A 20,543-nucleotide genomic window follows, 5' to 3' on the forward strand; every position below is an offset into this window, starting at 1 on the left:
GTCAAGGGCCGCCCGGACTTCCCCTCCGATCCCTTCGACGACGTCGAGGCGGCACGACGCTGGATGACGACATTCACCGCCTGGTACAACACCATCCACCTGCACAGCGCGCTGAAGTTCGTCACCCCGGCACAGCGCCATCGCGGCGAGGATGGCGACCTGCTGGCACGGCGCGACGCGCTCTATCGAGCCGCCAGAGACGACAACCCGACGCGCTGGTCCGGACCCACCCGCAATTGGACGCCACCCGCTTCGGTCTTGCTCAACCCGGGAAAACCCCCTCGTGACCAGGAGAAGGCCGACACGAACATGACATGAAGGATGCGACAACTACCTTGACACTTACCGCGTCCTTTGCCGTGCAAATGCACACAAGCAGACGCCTCCAATACAACATCGGCGACCCGCACGGCGATGATCTCCGAGACGCGCGCCCCGGTGTTGTAGAGCATGGTCAACAACAGGTGGTCGCGCTGCGACGTCCAGGTCGCGCCTGGGTCGCCAATCACCGCGGTCATCTCTTCGCGCGACAGAAACCCCAACATGGGACGCTCGAAGCGCTTCATCGGCACGCCGAGCGCCTGTTCGACGCTCAACAGGGAGGCGACATCACGCCGTCCGGCGAACTTCAGGAACGCGCGCAGGGCGGTCAGGCGTAGATTGCGGCTGCGCACCGAGTTGTTGCGCCGCTGTTCCAGATCGTCGAGGAATGCCAGGATCAAGTCCGGCTCGAGATCCGTTAGGCGCAGTTCAGTCGGCATCTTGCCCAGGCGTTCGTACGCGAAGTCCAGAAACAGCCGCATCGCATCCCGATAGGACGCGACGGTGTTAGGGCTCATGGCGCGCTGAGCGAGCAGGTAGTCGGTGAAAAACTGCTGGACCAGTGCCGCAAACGAAGGCATGCGTACTAAAGTGGCTTCAGACATGGCTGACCTCCTTGCTTGGCAGCGGTTCGAACCGCTCGGCGGCCAGTGCCAACAGCGCGGGCACCGCGGTGATGTACCAGTAGGTGTTGGTCACCATCGCATGGCCGACGTAGGTAGACAGGGCCAGCATCTGCTGGTCAACATCGATCCCCTGCGCCTGCCAGAGCAGCATGCGGCGCACGACGAACGTGTGTCTCAGGTCATGAATGCGCGGTGCGTGATGGGCGCCGCGGTTGACCCACGCCAATCGGTTGCATAAGCCACGGAACACCCGATCGACCTGGCGCAGACACAGCACACATCCTTGCCGCGGAGCGCGTGTGCCGACAAAAAACGGCGTCTCGTCGGTACGCGCGACCTGCTGATCGCGCAGCAGACGGTACGCTCTTAGCACCTCCAGCGTGCTCGGATGCAGTGGTACCTGGCGGGATTTGGCGAACTTGGTCCGGCGGACCGCCAGCAGGCCAGATCGTAGATCAACATCCGCGTCGAGGAGATGCACCGCCTCGGAGACGCGCAGGCCGGTTGCCGCCAGCAAGCCGAACAGCGTCTCATAGGTGGCGCCGCGCAATGGCGGGCACAGGCCACGCGCGGCGATCAGCAAGTCGGCGATCTCCTCCTGAGTGTAGATGTGGGGTGCCAAGCGCTGGTCGACGCTGCCGAAGACGCTGTCGTCCGGCACCTCGGTGCCCGGCTCGAATTGCTGCAGCCAGCGGGCGAAGGGACGCAGGATCTTCAGTCGCCGCGCCCAAGTCAGCGGATTGTCGCTGCCATTGTTCGGGCAGCGTGCCCACGCGGCCATGACCTCGACGGTGAGCGGCCCCTGCGTTTCCAGACGATCGATGTCGCGGGCGAAGCTCCCAAGGGCATACCTCATCGAGCGCGAGGCAAGCCCGAGCCGCCGACGTTCGTCCAGAAATTGCGCAACGTACGTTTGCAGGGCGGTCGCGGTCTTCATGCCGCACCTCCTGGCCATGGCAAAGCGACCGCGGTCAGATTCCGACTGTCGAGCTTGGCGTAGATCAGCGTGGTGTTGAGCGAACGATGACGTAGGACATCGGCTACCTCCTTGAGCGAGCTGCCGCTGGCCAGCAGGCGACTGGCCATGGTGTGGCGCAGCAGGTGCGAGCGGGTATAGGGCAAACCGGCACGGGCGTAGGCTTGGCGGATGGTTTTGCGCACGCAGTCGGCGCCAAGCGGACGGTCGCAAGGCGCGATGCGGCGAACGAAGACCGCCCGACTGGCGCTCGGCGGGCGTTCGTGCAGGAGATAGTCGGCGATGGCCTGTCCCGTGGTCGGCGGTAACGGCAAGGTGTCTTCGCGGCGACTCTTGGTCCTGCGCAAGGTGAGCGTACCGGCCTGCCAGTCGATATCATCGAGGCCAATCGTGGCGACCTCCCCGCTGCGCATGCCCAGATCCAGGGCACAGCGCACCATGGCATCGGCGCGCCGCGCCGACGGCCCCTCCCAACCGAGCGAATCCACCAGGCGCCGGACTTCGGCATCGCTCAGGCCCTTCGGCAACGAGGCCAACTGCCAGTTGGCCGGATAGGGGAGCACTCCGATCAGTGCGTGCACCCGATCGCCACAAGTGGCACGGAAACGACAGTAGCCGCGCAACGCGGAAATCAGCGTGGCGGCGCTCCCCGGCGTGCTGTAGAGCTCGCTCTGGCTGGCGACGAATCGACGCACGCGCTCGGGCGTGATGGCGTCGAAGTCGATTGCCCCATCGCCGAATTGCTCGACGAGCAGACGACGGACCGTGCGCAGGTACAGGGTGCGCGTTGTTGGAGCGAGTCCCTGCGCATGATGCATGCGTTCGTCGAAGCGATGCAGTTCCTCGTCCACAGGCGTGGTCGGCACGATCCGCTCGGGGATCGCTTCCTCGGCGCGCAGAACGACGAAGAGATGCCCAAGCGCGGCGCTAAGGTCCTCGCGCGTGCGAACGACCGGTGCGGCGCAATCGCACTGCGGCAGATGGTCGTCGAGAAACTCCGCGATCCGGTCTTCATCAAGGGACTCGACCTGGAGTGGGCGCCGGTGCATCCAGCGCCCGAAGTGGGCCAGGCATCCGAAATAGGTTGTCGTGGTTTGAGGTGCGTAGTCGCGCTCGTCGAGGTAGCGTGCGAAGGCGTCCACGTAAGGTGCCAGCGGGCTACGACGCAGCCGGCGGATTGATCGCTCGGGAAGTTGGCCTACAGTGCTCATCGCGGTCTCCTGAAGTGGCTGGGCCTTTCAGTAAACCGCAAAAAATATGTAAAGTTTGCTCGCCGCTCATTCCAGGCACGACCCGCATACACAGCGACTTGCGAGGACGCCCGTGCCACGCTTTACATAGTTGGCAACTTTACATAGGGGTCGTGACTAGACACTCGTTGAAGCGCGATCGACTTTCCGCTAACAGGATCGAAGAGTCGCCTCCTTTCGGGCGCTGGGTGACCGGTCATGGCCAGTTTCTGCCGTTAGGGTCGCCTGAACCGACCCAAGATCAGCGGGACCCCGGGTTGCCGCAAAAGTGGTGGACGAATCCGGTAGAGTCAGGGCGGATTACTCTGAGGAATTCTCGTGGAATAAAGTCATCGACAACCACAGGTCGTCGGGATTCCTGCTCGTGGGCAGCCGGCTTGCTCGCACAGGCAACGGGGTGCGCATCGGCGCCGATTTTCTTGCCATCCATGGACCTCCAGGCCCGACCAGATAATGGAAGAGGCCGCAACCTATTGCTTTAAATAACTTCTTTTCATTCCGTGTCGCCATTATCCAGCGGCAACGATAATGGAGTACTCGCGCAGGCGCTGCTGCCCGGGAAGGCTTTCCGGTACGCCGCGGGACGCTTGCCGCGAGAGTTGCCCCTATCGCAACTCATCCAATTTTTCGCGGACCGTGGCGAAGACCCGCGCCAACGCTTCGAGCTTGGCCAACTCGTCTTCGATGTCGGCGCGCAGCAGTGCGATGTTAGGCGGCATAGATCACCTTGCCCCGCGCAATGGCCTTGGAGACAAAACGAGCGTCATCGGACTCGGTGTGGAGATCGATCGGGCGCCCGAAGGTCTCTTCCAGATCGCGCCGCAACGCCCAGTAGTCGGCAGGGTCCGTTCCAAACACGATCAAATCGATGTCCGAGCGCGCGTGAGCCCGACCTTCGACCAATGAACCGAACGCGGTGGCTCGAGTTGCGTGGTAGCGGCGAAACACGGCTGCACCCTCGCGTTCGACCTGCTCCAGCAATCGTGCCGACAGACTTGCGGACGCATTGCGCTGCGCGTCCCAACGCGCTTTGAGTGCGCTGTAGTCGAAGCGGCGCGGGGTAACTGTTTGTCCTCGTGAGGCGCGATCCGATGCTGGCGGGTGCGGGTGTGTCATGTGCCGTGACAATGGGTTGGGTTGAGCGACGATTCCAATGGAAGCAATGCCGGATCAAACCGGACACCGGCAGCTTAGCAGTTGCGACGTCGCCTGGCCCGGCTCCTTCCCGCGCCCCGTCTACCGGAAACGCGGATTTCGTCCAGCCCCCGCGCCTACGGGAAGATTGAGTTCGCGCCGCGCCGACCTCGCGTCGGCGCTGTGGTCACGCGCCCGATCGAGTCAATTGCAGAGCCTTGCCGGATGATCTGACGGAGCGAGCGATCGAGACGTCTCTTTCCTCGTCGCGAGCCTCCGGAGGCGCCCGAGCCAGCGCCAAGGCACCCAGACGAAGGCACCGAGCGCGACCAAGAGGTACAACACCCAATCGGGCACATTGACGAACAGACGCGCAAAGACGTGAATGACGTCGCCTTTGTAGACCATCTTGCTGCCGCGGGCGGTGAATTTCGCAAACCTCAGTGCACCGACCTTGTCGAGGGCCTGCAGGCCGCCTTTGCCGTAGGTCGCCGCAACCTTGATGCTGTCGACACCCAGATCACCCGCGCGCTGCGCGGTTCGCACGAAGCTGTTGCCGCCGATCCGGTAGAGGGTCGCGGTTTGATCGCCGAAGGTATCGGCCAGCTTGGCCATGCGGCGCAGCGAGGCGGCGTCCGTGGTCTTGCTCAACAGGGTCAGGCCACCACGGGTCTTGGCAAGCCGATAGACGTCGGCGAAGAGATCCGTGACCGCGTCGAGCTTTTTGGTCTGCTTGACCGTCTTGGCGCCTTTGATCAAAGCCTTGCCGAGCCAGGGCGGGAGCTTGCCGAGCTTGCGGGCAGTCTTGAGGATGATGACGCCGCCCTTGGCCGTGGTGCTCGCCGCGACGGTCGGGGCCGCCGCCCCGGCAGTGCCGACGGTCGCCGCGCCGCTCGCGAGCTGCGCCGCGGTGGCGACCAGGCCGATAGACGCGAGCGCGGTGACGACCTCGTCGACGTCTTCCCCCTGAGCGAAGTTGGTCGCCTGGTTTGCGAGATCGCGGATGTCGCCGATAACGAAGAGATCCGTAATGACACTCGCCGCTTGACCGACCGTCTCGTCGCTGGTGCCGTTGAGAAGGCCCTCGGACAACTTGCCGGCCTGATAGCTCAGGCTACTGCGCACGGCCTCGATCTCGGCGTGCAATGCCCGAGCGGCCGGATCCTGATCGACGTAGTCGTAGGCCATGAAGAAATCGAGATAGTCGGCCGCGTCCGCATAGCGCTCCTCGGCCACCATCGTCCGCGTCTCGGGCACGGGATCGATGCGGCTCAAGGCCAGGACGCTCAGTTGCGCTTGTTGCCAAAGCACGCCTGCCGCGATGGCGGCCAGGAGCAACAGGGTCAATTTTATGGGCAGCTTGAAGAGGATCATGGGTGTCGTCCTTGGATGATCGAAAGGGCGCGCACAGGGTCGGCGCGCCGCGTGAAAATATCCTTCATTCGATCGATGAATATCGTGTACTGGTGCTCGTTTCGTAACCTACCGGCAAGCCGCGCAAAGGGGACGAGCAACAGGCGCGAGCCGCGTTTCGGTCCGACGGGTTCGCCGCGCGCTCGCCGAGGACTACAATCTCACCGTGCCATCTCGCCGTTCAGACCCATTCCATGACCCGGAAGATCCTGCCCATCGGTATCCAGACCTTTCTCTTCGAGCTCGAGGTGCTCGAGATCGAGCCCGAGGGCCGGGCCTTGCAGAAGATCAAGGACCGCGGCTACGCGAACAAATACCGCGCCGACGGCCGACCCCTTCATCTGATCGGCGTAGAGTTCAGTCGCGGGCGGCGACAGGTGCTCGGCTTCGCGGTCGAGAGCGGGGATTGACCCGACCATGACCGATCACTCCAAACCCGATCAGATCCAAGCCCACATCCAGGTCATCGACCGCGCCGCCGCGCTGCTCGACGCCATCGCCCGTTATTCCGATCCCGTGAGTCTGAAGATCCTGGCCGCCGAGACGGGTCTGCATGCCTCGACCGCGCATCGTATCCTCGCCTCGCTGATCCAGAACCGGTTCGTCGAGAAGGACGCGGTCGGACGCTACCGACTCGGACTGCGGTTGCTGCAGCTGGGTGTAAGACTGCACGCCAACGTCGATGTCCGGGCCATCGCGCGACCCGTGATGGAGGCGCTGCGCGACCGGCTTGGGGAGACCGTGAACTTGACCATCCGCGAGGGCGACGCGGTAGTCTACATCGAGAAGGCGACGCCGAACCGAATGATCCACGTGCAGCAGCTGGTCGGCTCCCGTGCCCCTCTGCACGTCACCGCGGTCGGCAAGCTGATGCTGGGTGCCGCCGGCGAGGAGGCGATCCGCGCCTATGCCGCACGCACCAATCTGCCCGCCTACACCCGCAACACGGTCAGCACCCTCCCCCGCCTGCTCGCCGAATGCCGAGACGCCCTGGCGCAGGGATATGCGTTGGACAACGAGGAGGCCGAGCTCGATGTCGGCTGTATCGGCGTGCTGCTCTTCGACAGCACGGGCAACGTGAGCGCCGGGCTGTCGGTCTCCGCCCCGATCGAGCGCCGCCGGCTCGAGTGGACCGCGGACCTCATCGAGGCCGCGGAACGGATCTCGGCGCAGCTCGGACATCAGCCGCTGCACCCGCAAACCCACCCGGCCTGACCGGTCCGCCCATCCAGTCATCGCGCTTTTCGCAACTTAGCCGCAACACCTCTGCCCCGCACTCGCAACTGCACGGCAACACATCTGCATCAGTAGGCATTTCGGAGATGCCAACAGAACCTGTGGATAAGGATGTGGAGAAAGTCTGATCAACGTGCCTGAAGGCTTACGGTTGCTCGACCGAAAACAGATCGGTCAGATCTTGATCGCTTGAAATCGACACTTTTAAAACAGACGCTTGACGTTTCGTGGACGATCGGAGCACACCCTTTAAGAACATCAATGGCTCGGCGAAATCAGGCTTCGGATCCATGTGTACAACCGCTTTGTCAAGACTTGCGCAAGGTCTGTTCACCGCCGAGTCGATGGACGGGGCTCGCCACCCGATGCGCATGCGTCAGCCCGCGCCGATGTCGCAGGCAGCGAATGAAAACATCTGAATATACTGATAAATCGAGCAAGCCCGCCGATCCGGACGAGGCTTGCACTTGCCCGGGAAAAGGCACAGCATTAGGCGGTCGGACGCGACCGGTCGGAAGAATCGGCGATCCACGCCCCCCCTGAAGCAGTCAGCCACCCGGACAAGACGTAACAGAGCATGACGCCAAGCGATCTCAAGCCCGTTCGCGACCACATCGCCTCCCGCATCATCGGACAAGCATCCTTCATCGACAGCATGCTGATTTGCCTGCTGAGCGACGGGCATCTCTTGGTCGAGGGCATGCCGGGTCTAGCCAAGACCACCGCTGTGAAGGCCCTCGCCGATGCGCTGGAGGGCGACTTCCACCGCATCCAGTTCACGCCGGATCTGCTGCCGTCGGATCTGATCGGCACCGACATCTATCGGCACGAAAAAGGCGAGTTCGAGTTTCGCCCCGGCCCGCTCTTTCACAACATCCTGCTCGCCGACGAGGTCAACCGCGCGCCGGCCAAGGTCCAATCGGCCTTGCTGGAGTCGATGGCCGAGCACCAGATCACGGTCGGGCTGAAAACCTATCCGCTGCCCAAGCTGTTCATGGTGCTGGCGACCCAAAACCCGGTGGAGCAGGAAGGGACCTATCACCTGCCCGAGGCACAGCTCGACCGCTTCCTGATGCAGGCGGTCGTGACCTATCCCACCCGCGACGAGGAGCTGATGATCCTCGAGCTCGATGCCCGCCAGCAGAAGGAGCCCGAAATCGCGCCGGTGGAGCGCCTGAGTCAAGCCGATCTCTTCGCCATGCGTCGCGACGTCGCCGGGCTCTACCTGGATCCGAAGCTGCACAGCTATATCGTCGACCTGGTGCAGGCGACCCGCCAGCCCAAGCTCTATGATGACGATCTGGGGCGCTGGTGCCGGTTCGGCGCATCTCCGCGTGCCAGTATCGCGGTCGCCCGCTGCGCCCGCGCCCGCGCCTGGCTCGACGGCGACGACTTCGTTGCACCTCATCACATTCAGGCCGTCGTCCCCGAGATCCTGCGCCATCGTCTGCTGCTGACCTTCGAGGCCGAGGCCGAGGGGGTGACCACGGATGTCTTCGTGAATCGACTCCTCACCCTGGTGGCCATCCCCTGAGATCGGCCGCGGCACGATGAGTCTTTATCCCCGTCTCGACGACCTGCTGGAGCTGCGCCATCAGGCGCATACGCTCGGGCTGCCCTCACACCATCTGGTCAACTCGACCTTCGCCGGACTCTATGCGTCGGTCTTCCGCGGCGCCGGGGTCAACTTCGAGGAGGTGCGCGAGTACCGCGAGGGCGACGACATCCGCTATATGGATTGGAAGGTGACGGCCCGCACCAACGAGCCGCACATGAAGATCTTCCGCGAGGAGCGCGAGCGCTCGGTGGTGCTCTGTGTGGACAAGGGTCCGCACATGGCCTTCGGCACGCGCGGGACCTTCAAATCTGTGCAGGCGGCCCGCGCGGCGGCCCTGATCGGCTGGGCGGCGAGCCGGCTCAACGACCGGGTCGGCGGACTCGTCTTCGGCGATCCGTCCACCGGACTTCAGCACTTCCGCCCCTCGCGCGGTCGCCGAGCACTCTGGCAACTGCTGCGCACCCTGACCGTGCCCGGCGCCGAGCTGGATCCCTCGGTCGATTGTCTCGGCGGCGCGCTGCGGCGCGCGACCTCGGGTCTGCCCACCGGCTCGCTTGTCTTCGTGATCGCGGATCTGAATCGCGATGCCATGGGCTTGGAGGCAATCCTCGGTGATCTGGGACAACGCAACTCGGTCGCGCTCATCCCGGTCGACGACCCGGCCGACTGGGAGATCCCGGCGATGGGCATCGCCACCTTTACCGGCACCGACGGCATCCTGGTGGAGATCGACACCGACGACCCCGAGGCTCGGCGTCGCTATCGCGCGGCATGGGAGGAGCGGCGGAGCCTGCTCCAAGCGGTCGTCCATCGTCTCGGGATCATCCTCCTCCCGGTGCGGACCGATGCCGAGATCCACCTCAGCCTGATCCGCGCCTTGGAGCAGCGGGCGCGCTCCCGGGCGGTGTGATGGACCCGATCCTCACCCCCTCGCCCCCGGTCGCGATGCTGCGCGATATCCACGACATCCCGCCCATCCCCTGGTGGCCGCCGGCCCCGGGCTGGTGGCTGCTGGCGATCGCCCTGACGCTGCTCGTCCTCCTGGTTTGGCGCTCGCGTGCCCGGCTCAGTCTGCGCATCCCCATCCCCGGCATCACGCTCGGCACTTGGCGTTGGGAGGCCGCAGCCGCGCTGCGCGATCTCAAGCGCCGCGCCGGCAAGGGGCAGGACGCCAAACAGACACTCGGCGAGCTCTCCGAGCTGCTGCGCCGCATCGCCATGGCGCGACTCGGGCGTGCGGCCTGCGCGGGCCTCGTCGGAACGGCTTGGCTTGATTGGCTCTCGGCACAGGATCCGAACGGCTTCCGCTGGCATGAGCGGGGACGCATCCTGATCGACGCTCCCTATGCACCGGCCGGCACGCTCGGCAGCAGGGTCGGCGCCAAGGATCTGCTGTCTTTGATCGACGCGGCGCTCCCCTGGGTCGAGGTCCGCGATCCGCAACGAGAGCGGCACCACGGCCTGATCCAGCGCCTGAGCCAGAGCATCACCCGACGCCTGCCGTGGCTCCGAGCACGGGGGAATGCCCGTGGTTGAGATCCGCCATGTTTGAGTTTCATTGGCCCTGGGCCGCACTCCTCTTGCCGTTGCCGCTCCTGTTACCCTGGCTCTGGCCGGAGCGCGCACGGGATCCAGGCGAGGCGACGCTCGAAGGTCAGCGTGTCACCCTGCTGCACCCGCAGATCGTCGCACTTCAGGCCGCCTTTGCCGCTCGACGCCCCGCTCTTCAGCTCACCGGCTGGCTGTATCGGGCATTGCTGTATCTGCTCTGGATCGCGCTGGTCTTGGCGTTGATGCGCCCGCAGTGGCTGACGCCTTACACCGAGATCAGCACACCCGGTTACGACCTGATGATTACGGTCGACGCCTCGCACTCGATGGAGGCCCTGGATTTCACGGTCGACGGCCGTCCGGTCAACCGCATGAGTGTGGTGCGCGGTGTCATGGGCCGTTTTATCGAGGGCCGCAACGGCGATCGCGTCGGTCTGGTCGTCTTCGGCAGCCAGGCGTTCGTGCTCTCGCCCCTGAGCCTGGACCGGCTGGCCGTGCGTCAGCTGCTGGACGGGATCGTCCCGAGCATCGCCGGTCCGGCGACCGCGCTGGGCGACGCCATCGCGCTCGGGGTGGTGAAGCTGCGCGAGCGTCCCGAGGGATCGCGGGTCATGATCGTCATCGCCGACGGGGACAACAATGCCGGACGTTTCGCACCAAGCGAGGCGGCGACGGTGGCCCGACAGAACGGGGTGCGCGTCTACGTGATCGGGGTCGGCAGCAAGCAGGCGAGCATCCCGATCCTCGAAGAGGGCACGGTGCGCTACCGCGACGATCTGACGATGGACGAAGGCGCCTTGGAGGAGATCGCCGAGCTCACCGGAGGCGCCTATTTCCGCGCCACGGACACCCGCGCGCTCGAGGAGATCTCGGCGCGCATCGGCCAGCTCGAGAAGACCGAGGCCGAGACGCGCACCGCCTATCTGCCTCAGCCGCTCTACCGCTGGCCGCTCGGGCTCGCCCTGGTCGCGCTGCTCGGCCTCGGTCTCTTCCCCGAAGGTCGCAAGCGCTTCGTCGGGAGGACTGCCGGTGTTTGAAGGCGGCTTTCACTTCGAGCAACCGCTATGGTTCCTCGGCCTCCTGGCCGTGCTCCCGGTCGCCTACTGGCTCAAGCGCAGCGCGGCGCGTGCTGCTCAAGGCCCGCTGCACCGCTATGCCGATCCGCACCTGCTGCCGCACCTGACCGGAACGCGCGACCTGCGCACGACCGAGCGCTGGGGGCGATTTCTCACTTGGAGTCTCTTGTGGACGCTCGTCCTCACCGCGATGGCCGGCCCACGCTGGGACGCCACCGACGTGCGGCTCTTCCATCCCGGGAACAACCTACTGATCCTGCTCGACATCTCGCGCTCCATGCAGGTCACCGACGTGACCCCGAGCCGCCTCGGCCGCGCCCGTCACGAGATCAGCGACCTCATCCGCAAGAACCGCGAGGCCCGCATCGGACTCATCGTCTTCGCCTCCGTGCCGCACGTGATCTCGCCGATCACCGAAGACACCCAGACGATCCTCAACGCCCTGCCCGCCCTCTCGAGCGACCTCGCCGACCCAAACCTGCAGGGCAGTCGCGTGGGCGCGGCACTCGTGCGCGCCGAGCAACTCCTCGCGGGACTCCCCGAGGACAGCGCCCGCTCGATCCTCTTGATCTCGGACGGCGATTTCGAGGAACCCGACCTTCCCGAGCAGTTCACGGGACTGGCATCGCGAGGGATCCGGATCCACACCCTCGGCATCGGGACGCCGGAGGGCGGCTTGGTGCCGGGGCCGGCCGGCGGAGTCATCCGCGATCTCGGCGGCGAACCGATCCGCTCTGCGCTCGATGCCCCACTCTTGGCGAGTCTGGCGGAGGCCGGTACCGGCATCCATTGGATCGCCGACTATCGAGACTCGGACTCGGACGCCATCCTGCGCGCAGTCTCGGTCTCGCGCCTGCCGCCGCAATCGAGCGACGAGCGTACCCGGGTGTGGAACGAGCGCTATTGGATCCCTGTCGTTCTCGTCATGCTCCTTCTGCTGAGCCGCTTCCGCGCACCGATTCTGCGACGGAGGTCCTCCACATGAGCACCCCGTCGATCCTACGCCACGGCGCTCCGTCCCGCGCGGTCGCGGCGTGCATGGTGCTCGTCTTCTGCGTGCCGTATCCGGCAGCCGCCGGATGGTTCAAGACCTCCGAGCAAGAGGCGCTCGAGATCTATCAGGCGGGTGACTTCGACGCTGCCGCGGAGTCCTTCTCGGATCCCTATCGGCAAGGCGTGGCCCTGTATCGCGCGGGACGACTCGAAGAAGCGGAACACGCCTTCGGCGAGGCCGAGCACGGCAAGGAGGGTCAGTCGGCCCGTTACAACCTGGGCAACACCCGTTTCGAGCGCGGCGACTATGCGGGCGCCGCAGACGCCTATGAGTCGGTTCTGCGCGAGAATCCGAGTCATGCCGACGCGGCTCACAATCTCGCAATCACCCGTGCCACCTTGGCGAGGCTCGAGCAGGAGCAGTTTCGCGACGAGTCGGAACAAGAGGACGGTGACGATCCGACACAAAGCCCCGAGGAACGGGATCGGGAATCACAAGAGGAACCGCAGCCGGAGACGCAATCGCCGCAACAAGAGTCCGAGGATGAGCAGAAGTCCGAGGATGAGCAGGAGTCGGAGTCGGAGGACGAGAAAAAATCCGAGGAGGACAAGCCGTCCGAGGACCAGCAGCAGGGCGATCAGCAACAGGAATCCGAGCAAGAAGAAGGCTCCGAGCAACAACAAGACTCCGAAGGCGAGGAATCCGGCAACGAGCAGGGCGAGGACAGCGGCTCGCAGGATCAATCCTCCGACGGCTCGGGCCAGCAAAGCGAGTCGCAGACCGAGAGCGAAGGCGACGAGGTGGGTCAAGGCCAAGGCACCGACACGTCCGAAACGGCCGAAGGCCAGGCGCAGGGCGAGTCCAGCGACGCACGCGGCGCCGATGACACCGACGAGACCGGCTCGGCATCGGACAGCGCGACCGACTCGGAGACCGGCGAATCCGATCAACCCGAAAGCGACAACGATCGAGGCGATGCGGGGGATCGGGCGACGCCGGAGGGCACGTCCGGCGAGGAGCTCATATCCGACCCGGAGTCGGGAAAGGACAACGAGCCCCGCGATTCGACCGCCCCTGACGAGACCGAGGGCGGAGGCGAAGACAAGAGCGAATCCGAGCCATCGACCACCTCCTCCGTGAATCCGCCGGAGGACACGCCCGCGGACGGCGAAGAGGATCCGACCCAAGCACCGCGAGACGAATCGTCCGGGGATGAAGCAGAAGACGGGCGTGACCCGAGTCGCGGCGAGCCCGAATCACCCGACCGAAACGGCGAAGAGCCGGATTCAGCCGATCAGGGGCGCTCGGACGCCCCGGGCTCGGATCCGAGCCGGCCCGACCGTGACGAGGGCGGCTCAGAGGACGCCGGCGGGCGGACACCCCGTGGGAGCCCAACCCGTCCGGCACAGATGAAGCCGCTGGAAGCGCTCGGAACAGAGGAGCAGCCGGAGGCCGCCGAGCAATTCGATCAACTCGGCGATCGGTCCGGCGACCAAGTAGGGGAGGATGCTGAACACGAGCGAGGCGCAATGGACGGATCGCCCGCCCTGGGAGCAGGCATGGCCGTGATGGAGCAGCGCCTTAAGCAGGTGGAGGGCGACCCGTCACTCTTGATCCGAAATCAGTATCGCCTCGAGGAGCTGCGTTGGATGCAGAGCACGGGTGCGCCTATCCTGGAGAACCGTCCGTGGTAACGCGCTCCGCGGTTCTCCGGCACTTTTCTGCCCTGTTCGGCATGATGCTCCAGACGCCGAATCCGATTCCGGGCCTGATCCGGATCCCGATCCTGGGACTGATGCTCGGGTTGTTCGGCCAAACGGCGAGCGCATGGCCCTACGGCCCTCAGGGACAGCCGCCCTTCCCGCCACCGGGACCCTACGGCCAACCCCCGCCCCAGGCCGGAGCCTGGCAATTCCGACCCCAAGCTCCGACCAATGCGCAAGGCACCCCGCCGGCCTATCCGGCAGGCCAGATGCCGAACCAGGCGCCCGGGCAGCCACAGGCACCCGCATATGGCCAGTATCCGAGTCAGTTCCAGGGCCAGTACCCGAGCCACTATCCGACCCAGTATCGGACGCAACCCCAAGCAACACCGCCTCGGCTCGAAGCGACACTCGACGAGCCGGAGCCATACCTGCAGCAACCCCTGCTGCTGCGTCTTCGGCTCATCACCTCGGCGAACCCCGAGGAGGCCACGCTCGATCTCCCGGCGACCGGAGACGCACTGCTGAGGCGCATCGATGGACCAACCCCGGAGTCGCGTCTCGGGGAGGGAGGCCGGCGCGAGATCGTCAACACCTTCGTCCTGACCCTGATCCCGTTGCGGCCGGGCGATATCGAGATTCCGCCCATCAAGGTGACAGGAACCGTGCGAAGCACGGGCGGAGGCATGCAGCGCTTCGAGTCGGCGACCGACCACCCCATTCGCCTTCGGGTCCGACCGGCGATGAGCGCCGTGATCCCTTGGCTGCCCCTGAAGTCCTTGAGCCTCAAGGCCGACATCGACCGCGAAACCACCTTGGTCCCGGGGCAGCCCGTCACGCTGGCGTTGGAGCTGGCCGCCGTGGGCGGCACGGCGGCTCAGCTGCCGAGCTTGGAAGATCAGCTCGCCGGACCGGATCACCGGGTCTATCGCGAGCAGGTTCTGACGGAAAGCGGCCTCTCGGCGGACCGCCGCGATCTGGTTGCACGCCGAACCGAGTACTACACCCTGGTCCCTCAGTCCTCCGGTCGACTGACCCTTCCGGAAATCGGCGTACCCTGGTGGAACACCGATTCGGGCACGCGAGAGATCGCGAGTCTGCCCATGCGCACCTTGAGCATCGCCGGCGACAGCGGGCCCTTGGGCATGCCCTCCTCCGTCATGACCGCCCAAGACTGGAGCGTTGTCTGGCTCCCTCTGGCGGGGCTTGTGCTGGTGATTGCCGGTTATTGGGGCGGTGTCTTCTACGCCACCAGGCGAAAAACGGGAGATCGAGCGCGAACGCCTCCGGCGGACGCGCTGCTCGGCAGACTCCGGGCCTTTGCCGTCGTCATAGGCGCGCGCTTCGGTCGCCTCGCCCGTCGCCTGCAACCCGAACCGCTGGTACCGCGCATACGCGCCGCCGTGGCCTCGGCACTCCCGCCAAGCAGCCGGTTTCTGATGTGCGTGCGCCACGCCAATGGCGCATCGGAACCCGTCGACTGGTGCGACCGCTTCGAAGCGGACGCCCGTAGCCGACTGCGTTTCCAGGGGGAGGCCACCCAGCCCAATCTGACCCGACTCATCCTGAGCTTGCGTCCGCATGCGGAGCCGGCAACCTTGACCCGACTGATGCAAGAACTGGACGCCGCACTCTACGGTCGACAGGGTCTCGACTTCGCGCGATGGAAACGCGACTTCATGCGACAAGTCGGCCGCGGCGCCCGGTTGCGACCGCGCAAGGGCCGCGTTGCCCGGATCAAACGCGCCGCTTTGCCCGCGCTGAACCCCGGTCGTTGAGCCGCGGCGTCTTCGGTGGGTAATCGCTGCGATGCCTGTGCTGATGCAGGTCTCTACACAGGCTGCAAGGCGCAGAATCAACGACGATCCCTAAGGATGAATCATCTGAAACGCGTGGAAGCCGACAGGCGTCGGTCGGCATGAGCCCGAGATCCGCTCCGCCCCCGCATACACCAGGGGACGCGTTTTAGATCCGCGGCCTCGATCACCAGTCCAGCTCGGCCGGATACTTTCGACGCGCGTTGACCTGCACCTCCTGCACCCGACCGTCGGCCAACCGGATGACCCGATCGGCCATGTCGGCGATCACGGCGTTGTGCGTGATGACGGCCGTGGTGGTGCCGAGATCCCGGTTGATCTGTTGGATGACCTGCAGGACACGGATACCTGTTTTCGAGTCCAAGGCACCAGTGGGCTCGTCGCAAAGCAGCACGGCCGGGCGCTTGGCGACGGCGCGGGCGATGGCCACGCGCTGCTGCTCGCCGCCGGAGAGTTGCGACGGGAAGTGGTCCAAACGATCGTCGAGCCCGACCAGGGCGAGTGCGTCTTCCGGGGTCATGGGGTCAGGGCTGATCTCGGTGACGACGGCGACGTTCTCGCGCGCGGTCAGGCTGGAGATGAGGTTGTAGAACTGGAAGACGAAGCCGACATGTCGACGCCGGAAGGCGGTCAGCGCCTTGTCGTCGGCACCTGTCAAGTCCTGGTCGAGATAGCGGACCCGGCCGCCGGACGCACGGTCGAGTCCGCCGAGGATATTCAGCAGGGTGGATTTGCCGGAGCCCGATGCCCCGAGCATGACCGCCAGCTCCCCGGCATAGAGCTCGATGTCGACGCCGCGCAGGGCTTGGATCTCGACCTCCCCCATGACGTAGGTCTTGACGAGGTTCTCGACGGCGAAGACGATCCGGCCGGGTGCCCGACATTCGCCGCGTCGCGTCTCATCGCCGGATGGGAATTCGGCCTGTACCATATCGATTCGGCGAATGCGTTTAAACCGCGCCCGGCGCGGCGTGCGATGTTCTTGGATAGTATCGGCCTCGGCAGACTTGACGACAGCCTGAGTCGGCGCGGTTTAAAATGTTAAAAAATAATCATCTTAAACCGCGTCGCCGCCAAGGGTTGTAGATGCACCAAACGTCGAACTCACTCGAAAATGACGCATGTTGTTCCGGACGCAGTTTAAGGCGATCACCGAACGAATTCCTGCATGACCCTGACCGCCGATTTTCGGGGGACGACGGGTTTTCCGCGCGCATGGAGATACATGCGTGTGAAGGCCGCCCCCAGCAAGAGGATCAACGCCGAGTAGTACACCCAGAACAGGACGATGACGAGCGAGGCTGCCGCTCCGAAGGTAGACGCCTTCGCGGTGTGAGCAAGAAACAGGGTAATGCCGTAGCGCCCGATCGCGAACATCAGGGCGGTGACGACGGCACCGATCATCACGTCCCGCCAGGAGAGGACGACGTCCGGCAGCACCTTGAAGAGGGTCGCGATGAAGGCCGTCGCGATCAGCAGTGAAATCGCCGATTGTCCGCTGTTCCACAACAGCTCCAAGCCCGGCAGCGAAAGGTCCAAATAGGGCGCGATGGCACCCAGCGCCGAGCTGATGACGCTGTAGAGCAACAACGCCAGGCCGATCAAGAGCACCACGAACAAGGCCAAGAGCCGCGTCATGGCCATGCGCAACAGTCCGCTGCTTTCGGGATTTGGTCTGACGCCCCAGATGGTGTTGAGCGAGAAGCGCAATTGGGTGAATACGGTGGTTGCACCCACTACGACGGCACCGATCCCGAGCAGGGTCGGCATCACGCCCGTCTTGTCCACGCGCGACATCAAGACCGCATGCTCGATCGCTTTGGCTGCGCCAACCCCGATGGTGTCCTGCAGTCGGGCGGCAATCTCGCCTTGGGCCGCACTTTCGCCCAGCACCAGGCCCAAGACCGCGACGACGATGACCAAGGTCGGTGCGAGTGAGAACAGCGTGAAGAAGGCCAATGCGCCGGCATGACTGAAGGCGTTGTGCTCGAGCCAAAGTCTGCCGGCATCCCGGGCGAGTTGAAATCCCTCGATCGATTTCGGCGCAAGAGGCTTCGAAATTTCCGTCATTGCCATTGATATCCGAGTTTGAGGAGCAGGGTGGTATCGGTGGTGAGTGCCTGATCGGACGGCTTGCTGTCGTACTCGATCTGGTATTCCAATTGCCGCGGTCGCTGGTCAGCGAGGCATTCAATCGAGCCACCCGAGAACGTTGCGGGCGATCGACCAGCGCGGCTCGCGCGTGGTGTCGAGTTCGCCGAGCATCCAATAGCGATAGAGCACGTCGACAGTGCCGTATCCCTTTGCATTGTCGAGCCAGGCATTGAAGAAGGTCAGAAGCTGCGGATCGGCATCCCGTGCGAGCGCATAGCCGAACGGGATCATGAGGATCGGTGTCGGTATGGTCAGGTTGAGCCGCGGATAACGGATGGTCCAGGCGGCCCCTTCCTCGGCGGCCATCAGGATGGCATCGAAGCGTGGTGGATCTTCGGTCAGGAGGGCGTCGAGGGCCACGTTGTCCTGCAGGATGACCTGCTGCGCATCGGGCAGCATGCGGTCGAGAAAGCGCGGGGTGGCGCGATTGTCGGTGGTCGCGATGCGGATGTCGCCGGCCGCCGCGATGGCCTCCCAGCTCTCGAACTCGCGCCGCCGATAGTCCGGCATGATCATCCCGATCGGGCCGTCGATGACCGGCACCGTCATCGCAAAGCTCAGGGTCATCTCCGGGACGATCGGCAGCAAGGACATGAAGATATCGCACGTACCCTTATCGAGGGACGCCTCGGCGTCCGAGATCGAGTCCACGGGGATAAAGTCCACGCGGGCGTCGAGCCTCCTCGCGAAGCGATGGGTCATCTCGATATCGAAGCCGACCAGATCGCCGTGGCGATTGAAGAAGGACGAGGGATAGTCGCTGCGCTGATAGCAGGCACGCAGCACCCCGGTCTCCTGAATACGGGCCAGTGTCGCCGGTGCGCGCGGGGTCGTCTCGGGCGGCACCTCGCGATAAACCCTGTGCGGCTGAGGCGCCCGCAGCAAGGAGAGCCCTGCGAGCACCTGGTCCTTGGTGAAGGGGGCAACGAAGACGTAGGTATAGAAGGCACGGATCCCGATCAGGACCGCCAGCACCATCACCACGGAGAGGAGCGCGAAACGCACCAGGCGCCCCACGCGCACCTTCAGCGCGCCCTCCATGGCGTAGGCACCGATCAGGGCAATGGCGATGATATGCATGCCGGCCAGGAGTGTGCCGAAGCGGGCGCCGATGACGTCGACCGTGATGAAGACCTGGAACAGGTCGGCCGGCAAGCGCAGCAGATCGAACAGAAACGGTAGGGCCAGGATGGTGCTGCCGAAGAGACTGGCGAGTCCGGCCCCGGCGATCAGCAGATAATCGCTGGCCGCGACGGACGCGCCGACGAACCAGCCGCCGAAGAGCACGAACATCAGAGACAGGACAAGGCCGAGGTTGGGAAAGGGAAAGGCCGCCGGGATCAGGATATCGATGGCGGACTCTTCCTGCTCGCTCGGCTCGCCGTCCTTCCCGTCGGTCTCGGCGACCAGCCGTTTGGCGTCGGCCGCCAGCACGGGCAGCACGATCAGCACGTTCGCCGTCGCGAAGGCCGTGATCAAGGGGCCGCGAAAGGCGCGAACAACGCTCGTGTAGCTCAGCGGCGTCAGCGCCGCGATCAGCCCGGGAATGATCCAGAGGCTGAGGATCAGGGCCATGGACACATAGGTCACGATATAGACCTGGAGTCGCGCCAGATCGCCGATGTCGATGGTGCCGGCCGCCGCCGCGGTGATGGCGAACACCCCGTAAGGCGCGAGTCGGCCGATGAACCCTGTCATGGTCATCAAGGTATCGCCGACCGTGGAGAGCAGGTCGACGAAGCGCGCTTTGTTTTTGACCCCGATCAGGGCCACCCCGAAGAGGATGCTGAAGACGACGACGGCCGGCACGATCGCGAAGGCCAGGGAGGCGAAGATGTTCGAGGGGATATAGAGCTTGAGAAAATCGACCGCCGCGGGCTCCTGGATCTGGCTGGTGCTGAAGAAGGAGGCGGAGGCCCAGTTCGGGAAGGCCAAGGGGGACGACAAGACCACGGCCAAGCCGATGATCCAGAGCAGCAGCAGCACGCCGCCGGCCTTCAGACCGAGATGTTTGGCCTCGTCCAGGGTCAGTCGACCCAGCGACGTGATCAGGGCGACGATCACGTAGGGGATGACGGTCACCTGCAGCAAGGCGATGAAGATATCGCCTCCGAGCTGGAGGAAGGCCACCTCCTCGCCGAAGAAGAGACCGACGAGGATCCCCGCGCCCAGACCGATGAAGACCTGGGTCGCGATACCGAGCCTGCGTCGAGGCTGTCCGTTTTTCGGGCCCATGCCGATGACCTCTCCTCGGGAAGGGCGCAGGCGGCGCAGACCGCATCTTGGCCGAATCCCTTAGGCTCGATGGGTCGGACTCAGCCCTTGATGTCCGATACCCTTATGTGAGGGTCTTGCGGAATCGATGGCCTCGTCGCGACGCTCGACGAGCGTTTCGGTTGGTTGCAGGACCCGGGACGCGCCGCCCGGTCCATCGGGATCCGGCCGCATAGGATACGAGCCAACTGCAGAGGTTGAGCGGCGGTGTCGATCACCGCATGCCCCGACTGGCCGGCAGGTAAACCCTGGATTCCGGCGAGCGTTCGGGGGTTGGTTCTGGACGCGTCGATCGCGATGCGACGAACGCGCCCGGTGGAGAACAGGTTACGGCCCGCCTTCGAGCCGATCAAGCCATAAACCGCGCCCAGCGCGGTATGCGATGTTTTTGAATGATATCGGCCCCGGCGGACTTGACGACCGTCGGAGTCGGCGCGGTTTAAGATTTTAAGAAATAAAT

At 64.8% G+C, this 20,543-nt stretch carries 16 protein-coding genes and 2 pseudogenes; 10 read left to right on the forward strand and 8 right to left on the reverse strand.

The window, feature by feature from the left end; translation table 11 throughout:
- A pseudogene (locus THIMADRAFT_RS27940) lies at positions 1 to 318 on the forward strand (hypothetical protein); the annotation flags it as partial.
- 305 nt (positions 319 to 623) lie between these two features.
- Here the strand turns inward: THIMADRAFT_RS27940 and THIMADRAFT_RS28245 are convergent.
- The 5 genes and pseudogenes from THIMADRAFT_RS28245 to THIMADRAFT_RS13665 form a co-directional block, all read right to left on the reverse strand.
- Positions 624 to 926, reverse strand: a pseudogene (locus THIMADRAFT_RS28245) (site-specific integrase); the annotation flags it as partial.
- Complete coding sequence (locus tag THIMADRAFT_RS13650; protein WP_007193641.1) at positions 919 to 1,884, reverse strand: tyrosine-type recombinase/integrase; 966 nt, start codon at positions 1,882 to 1,884, stop codon at positions 919 to 921. The gene THIMADRAFT_RS13650 and the pseudogene THIMADRAFT_RS28245, both read right to left, overlap by 8 nt.
- Positions 1,881 to 3,134: a site-specific integrase gene (locus tag THIMADRAFT_RS13655; protein WP_007193642.1), complete on the reverse strand. Its 1,254-nt coding sequence runs from the start codon at positions 3,132 to 3,134 to the stop codon at positions 1,881 to 1,883. The genes THIMADRAFT_RS13650 and THIMADRAFT_RS13655 overlap by 4 nt, the downstream gene beginning before the upstream one ends.
- 747 nt (positions 3,135 to 3,881) lie before the next feature.
- Positions 3,882 to 4,289 (reverse strand): nucleotidyltransferase family protein, encoded by a 408-nt coding sequence (locus tag THIMADRAFT_RS13660; protein ID WP_007193644.1) that lies wholly within the window; start codon positions 4,287 to 4,289, stop codon positions 3,882 to 3,884.
- 222 nt (positions 4,290 to 4,511) lie between these two features.
- Positions 4,512 to 5,681 carry a hypothetical protein gene (locus THIMADRAFT_RS13665; RefSeq protein ID WP_007193645.1) on the reverse strand — a complete coding sequence of 390 codons (1,170 nt, stop codon included), beginning with the start codon at positions 5,679 to 5,681 and terminating at the stop codon, positions 4,512 to 4,514.
- A 233-nt stretch (positions 5,682 to 5,914) separates the two neighbouring features.
- Here THIMADRAFT_RS13665 and THIMADRAFT_RS13670 point away from each other — a divergent pair, with 233 nt between their 5' ends.
- From THIMADRAFT_RS13670 to THIMADRAFT_RS13710, 9 genes are all read left to right on the forward strand, one after another.
- Complete coding sequence (locus THIMADRAFT_RS13670; RefSeq protein WP_007193646.1) at positions 5,915 to 6,130, forward strand: hypothetical protein; 216 nt, start codon at positions 5,915 to 5,917, stop codon at positions 6,128 to 6,130.
- 7 nt (positions 6,131 to 6,137) lie between these two features.
- Positions 6,138 to 6,935, forward strand: a complete 798-nt coding sequence (locus THIMADRAFT_RS13675) for an IclR family transcriptional regulator (RefSeq protein ID WP_007193647.1) — start codon at positions 6,138 to 6,140, stop codon at positions 6,933 to 6,935.
- A 598-nt stretch (positions 6,936 to 7,533) separates the two neighbouring features.
- The gene (locus tag THIMADRAFT_RS13680; protein WP_007193648.1) at positions 7,534 to 8,490 is read left to right on the forward strand and encodes an AAA family ATPase; all 957 of its coding nucleotides are present in this window, start codon (positions 7,534 to 7,536) and stop codon (positions 8,488 to 8,490) included.
- A gap of 16 nt (positions 8,491 to 8,506) precedes the next feature.
- Positions 8,507 to 9,424 (forward strand): DUF58 domain-containing protein, encoded by a 918-nt coding sequence (locus THIMADRAFT_RS13685; protein WP_007193649.1) that lies wholly within the window; start codon positions 8,507 to 8,509, stop codon positions 9,422 to 9,424.
- Complete coding sequence (locus THIMADRAFT_RS13690; RefSeq protein WP_007193650.1) at positions 9,424 to 10,050, forward strand: DUF4381 domain-containing protein; 627 nt, start codon at positions 9,424 to 9,426, stop codon at positions 10,048 to 10,050. Before THIMADRAFT_RS13685 ends, THIMADRAFT_RS13690 begins: the two co-directional genes overlap by 1 nt.
- A gap of 8 nt (positions 10,051 to 10,058) precedes the next feature.
- Entirely contained in the window at positions 10,059 to 11,102 is a 1,044-nt protein-coding gene (locus THIMADRAFT_RS13695; protein ID WP_007193651.1) for a VWA domain-containing protein, read from the forward strand.
- On the forward strand, positions 11,095 to 12,126 hold the full coding sequence (locus THIMADRAFT_RS13700) for a VWA domain-containing protein (protein WP_007193652.1): 1,032 nt from the start codon (positions 11,095 to 11,097) through the stop codon (positions 12,124 to 12,126). Before THIMADRAFT_RS13695 ends, THIMADRAFT_RS13700 begins: the two co-directional genes overlap by 8 nt.
- Positions 12,123 to 13,829 carry a tetratricopeptide repeat protein gene (locus THIMADRAFT_RS13705; RefSeq protein WP_007193653.1) on the forward strand — a complete coding sequence of 569 codons (1,707 nt, stop codon included), beginning with the start codon at positions 12,123 to 12,125 and terminating at the stop codon, positions 13,827 to 13,829. Before THIMADRAFT_RS13700 ends, THIMADRAFT_RS13705 begins: the two co-directional genes overlap by 4 nt.
- Positions 13,823 to 15,616 (forward strand): BatD family protein, encoded by a 1,794-nt coding sequence (locus THIMADRAFT_RS13710; RefSeq protein ID WP_007193654.1) that lies wholly within the window; start codon positions 13,823 to 13,825, stop codon positions 15,614 to 15,616. The genes THIMADRAFT_RS13705 and THIMADRAFT_RS13710 overlap by 7 nt, the downstream gene beginning before the upstream one ends.
- A gap of 205 nt (positions 15,617 to 15,821) precedes the next feature.
- On the opposite strand, the gene THIMADRAFT_RS13715 is transcribed toward THIMADRAFT_RS13710, so the two are convergent.
- The 3 genes from THIMADRAFT_RS13715 to THIMADRAFT_RS13725 form a co-directional block, all read right to left on the reverse strand.
- The gene (locus tag THIMADRAFT_RS13715; protein WP_233490264.1) at positions 15,822 to 16,481 is read right to left on the reverse strand and encodes an ABC transporter ATP-binding protein; all 660 of its coding nucleotides are present in this window, start codon (positions 16,479 to 16,481) and stop codon (positions 15,822 to 15,824) included.
- Between the two features lie 323 nt (positions 16,482 to 16,804).
- Positions 16,805 to 17,725, reverse strand: a complete 921-nt coding sequence (locus THIMADRAFT_RS13720) for a YihY/virulence factor BrkB family protein (protein WP_139052834.1) — start codon at positions 17,723 to 17,725, stop codon at positions 16,805 to 16,807.
- A gap of 120 nt (positions 17,726 to 17,845) precedes the next feature.
- Positions 17,846 to 20,044 (reverse strand): cation:dicarboxylate symporter family transporter, encoded by a 2,199-nt coding sequence (locus THIMADRAFT_RS13725; protein WP_007193657.1) that lies wholly within the window; start codon positions 20,042 to 20,044, stop codon positions 17,846 to 17,848.
- Positions 20,045 to 20,543 lie beyond the last annotated feature (499 nt).

This window comes from Thiocapsa marina 5811 (genome assembly GCF_000223985.1).
Lineage (GTDB): Bacteria > Pseudomonadota > Gammaproteobacteria > Chromatiales > Chromatiaceae > Thiocapsa > Thiocapsa marina.

Excerpts from the sequence above, each read along its gene's own strand:
- THIMADRAFT_RS13650 (WP_007193641.1), bottom strand. The coding sequence starts at position 1,884 with ATGAAGACCGCGACCGCCCTGCAAACGTACGTTGCGCAATTTCTGGAC.
- THIMADRAFT_RS13655 (WP_007193642.1), bottom strand. The coding sequence starts at position 3,134 with ATGAGCACTGTAGGCCAACTTCCCGAGCGATCAATCCGCCGGCTGCGT.
- THIMADRAFT_RS13660 (WP_007193644.1), bottom strand. The coding sequence starts at position 4,289 with ATGACACACCCGCACCCGCCAGCATCGGATCGCGCCTCACGAGGACAA.
- THIMADRAFT_RS13665 (WP_007193645.1), bottom strand. The coding sequence starts at position 5,681 with ATGATCCTCTTCAAGCTGCCCATAAAATTGACCCTGTTGCTCCTGGCC.
- THIMADRAFT_RS13670 (WP_007193646.1), top strand. The coding sequence starts at position 5,915 with ATGACCCGGAAGATCCTGCCCATCGGTATCCAGACCTTTCTCTTCGAG.
- THIMADRAFT_RS13675 (WP_007193647.1), top strand. The coding sequence starts at position 6,138 with ATGACCGATCACTCCAAACCCGATCAGATCCAAGCCCACATCCAGGTC.
- THIMADRAFT_RS13680 (WP_007193648.1), top strand. The coding sequence starts at position 7,534 with ATGACGCCAAGCGATCTCAAGCCCGTTCGCGACCACATCGCCTCCCGC.
- THIMADRAFT_RS13685 (WP_007193649.1), top strand. The coding sequence starts at position 8,507 with ATGAGTCTTTATCCCCGTCTCGACGACCTGCTGGAGCTGCGCCATCAG.
- THIMADRAFT_RS13690 (WP_007193650.1), top strand. The coding sequence starts at position 9,424 with ATGGACCCGATCCTCACCCCCTCGCCCCCGGTCGCGATGCTGCGCGAT.
- THIMADRAFT_RS13695 (WP_007193651.1), top strand. The coding sequence starts at position 10,059 with ATGTTTGAGTTTCATTGGCCCTGGGCCGCACTCCTCTTGCCGTTGCCG.
- THIMADRAFT_RS13705 (WP_007193653.1), top strand. The coding sequence starts at position 12,123 with ATGAGCACCCCGTCGATCCTACGCCACGGCGCTCCGTCCCGCGCGGTC.
- THIMADRAFT_RS13715 (WP_233490264.1), bottom strand. The coding sequence starts at position 16,481 with ATGGGGGAGGTCGAGATCCAAGCCCTGCGCGGCGTCGACATCGAGCTC.
- THIMADRAFT_RS13720 (WP_139052834.1), bottom strand. The coding sequence starts at position 17,725 with ATGACGGAAATTTCGAAGCCTCTTGCGCCGAAATCGATCGAGGGATTT.
- THIMADRAFT_RS13725 (WP_007193657.1), bottom strand. The coding sequence starts at position 20,044 with ATGGGCCCGAAAAACGGACAGCCTCGACGCAGGCTCGGTATCGCGACC.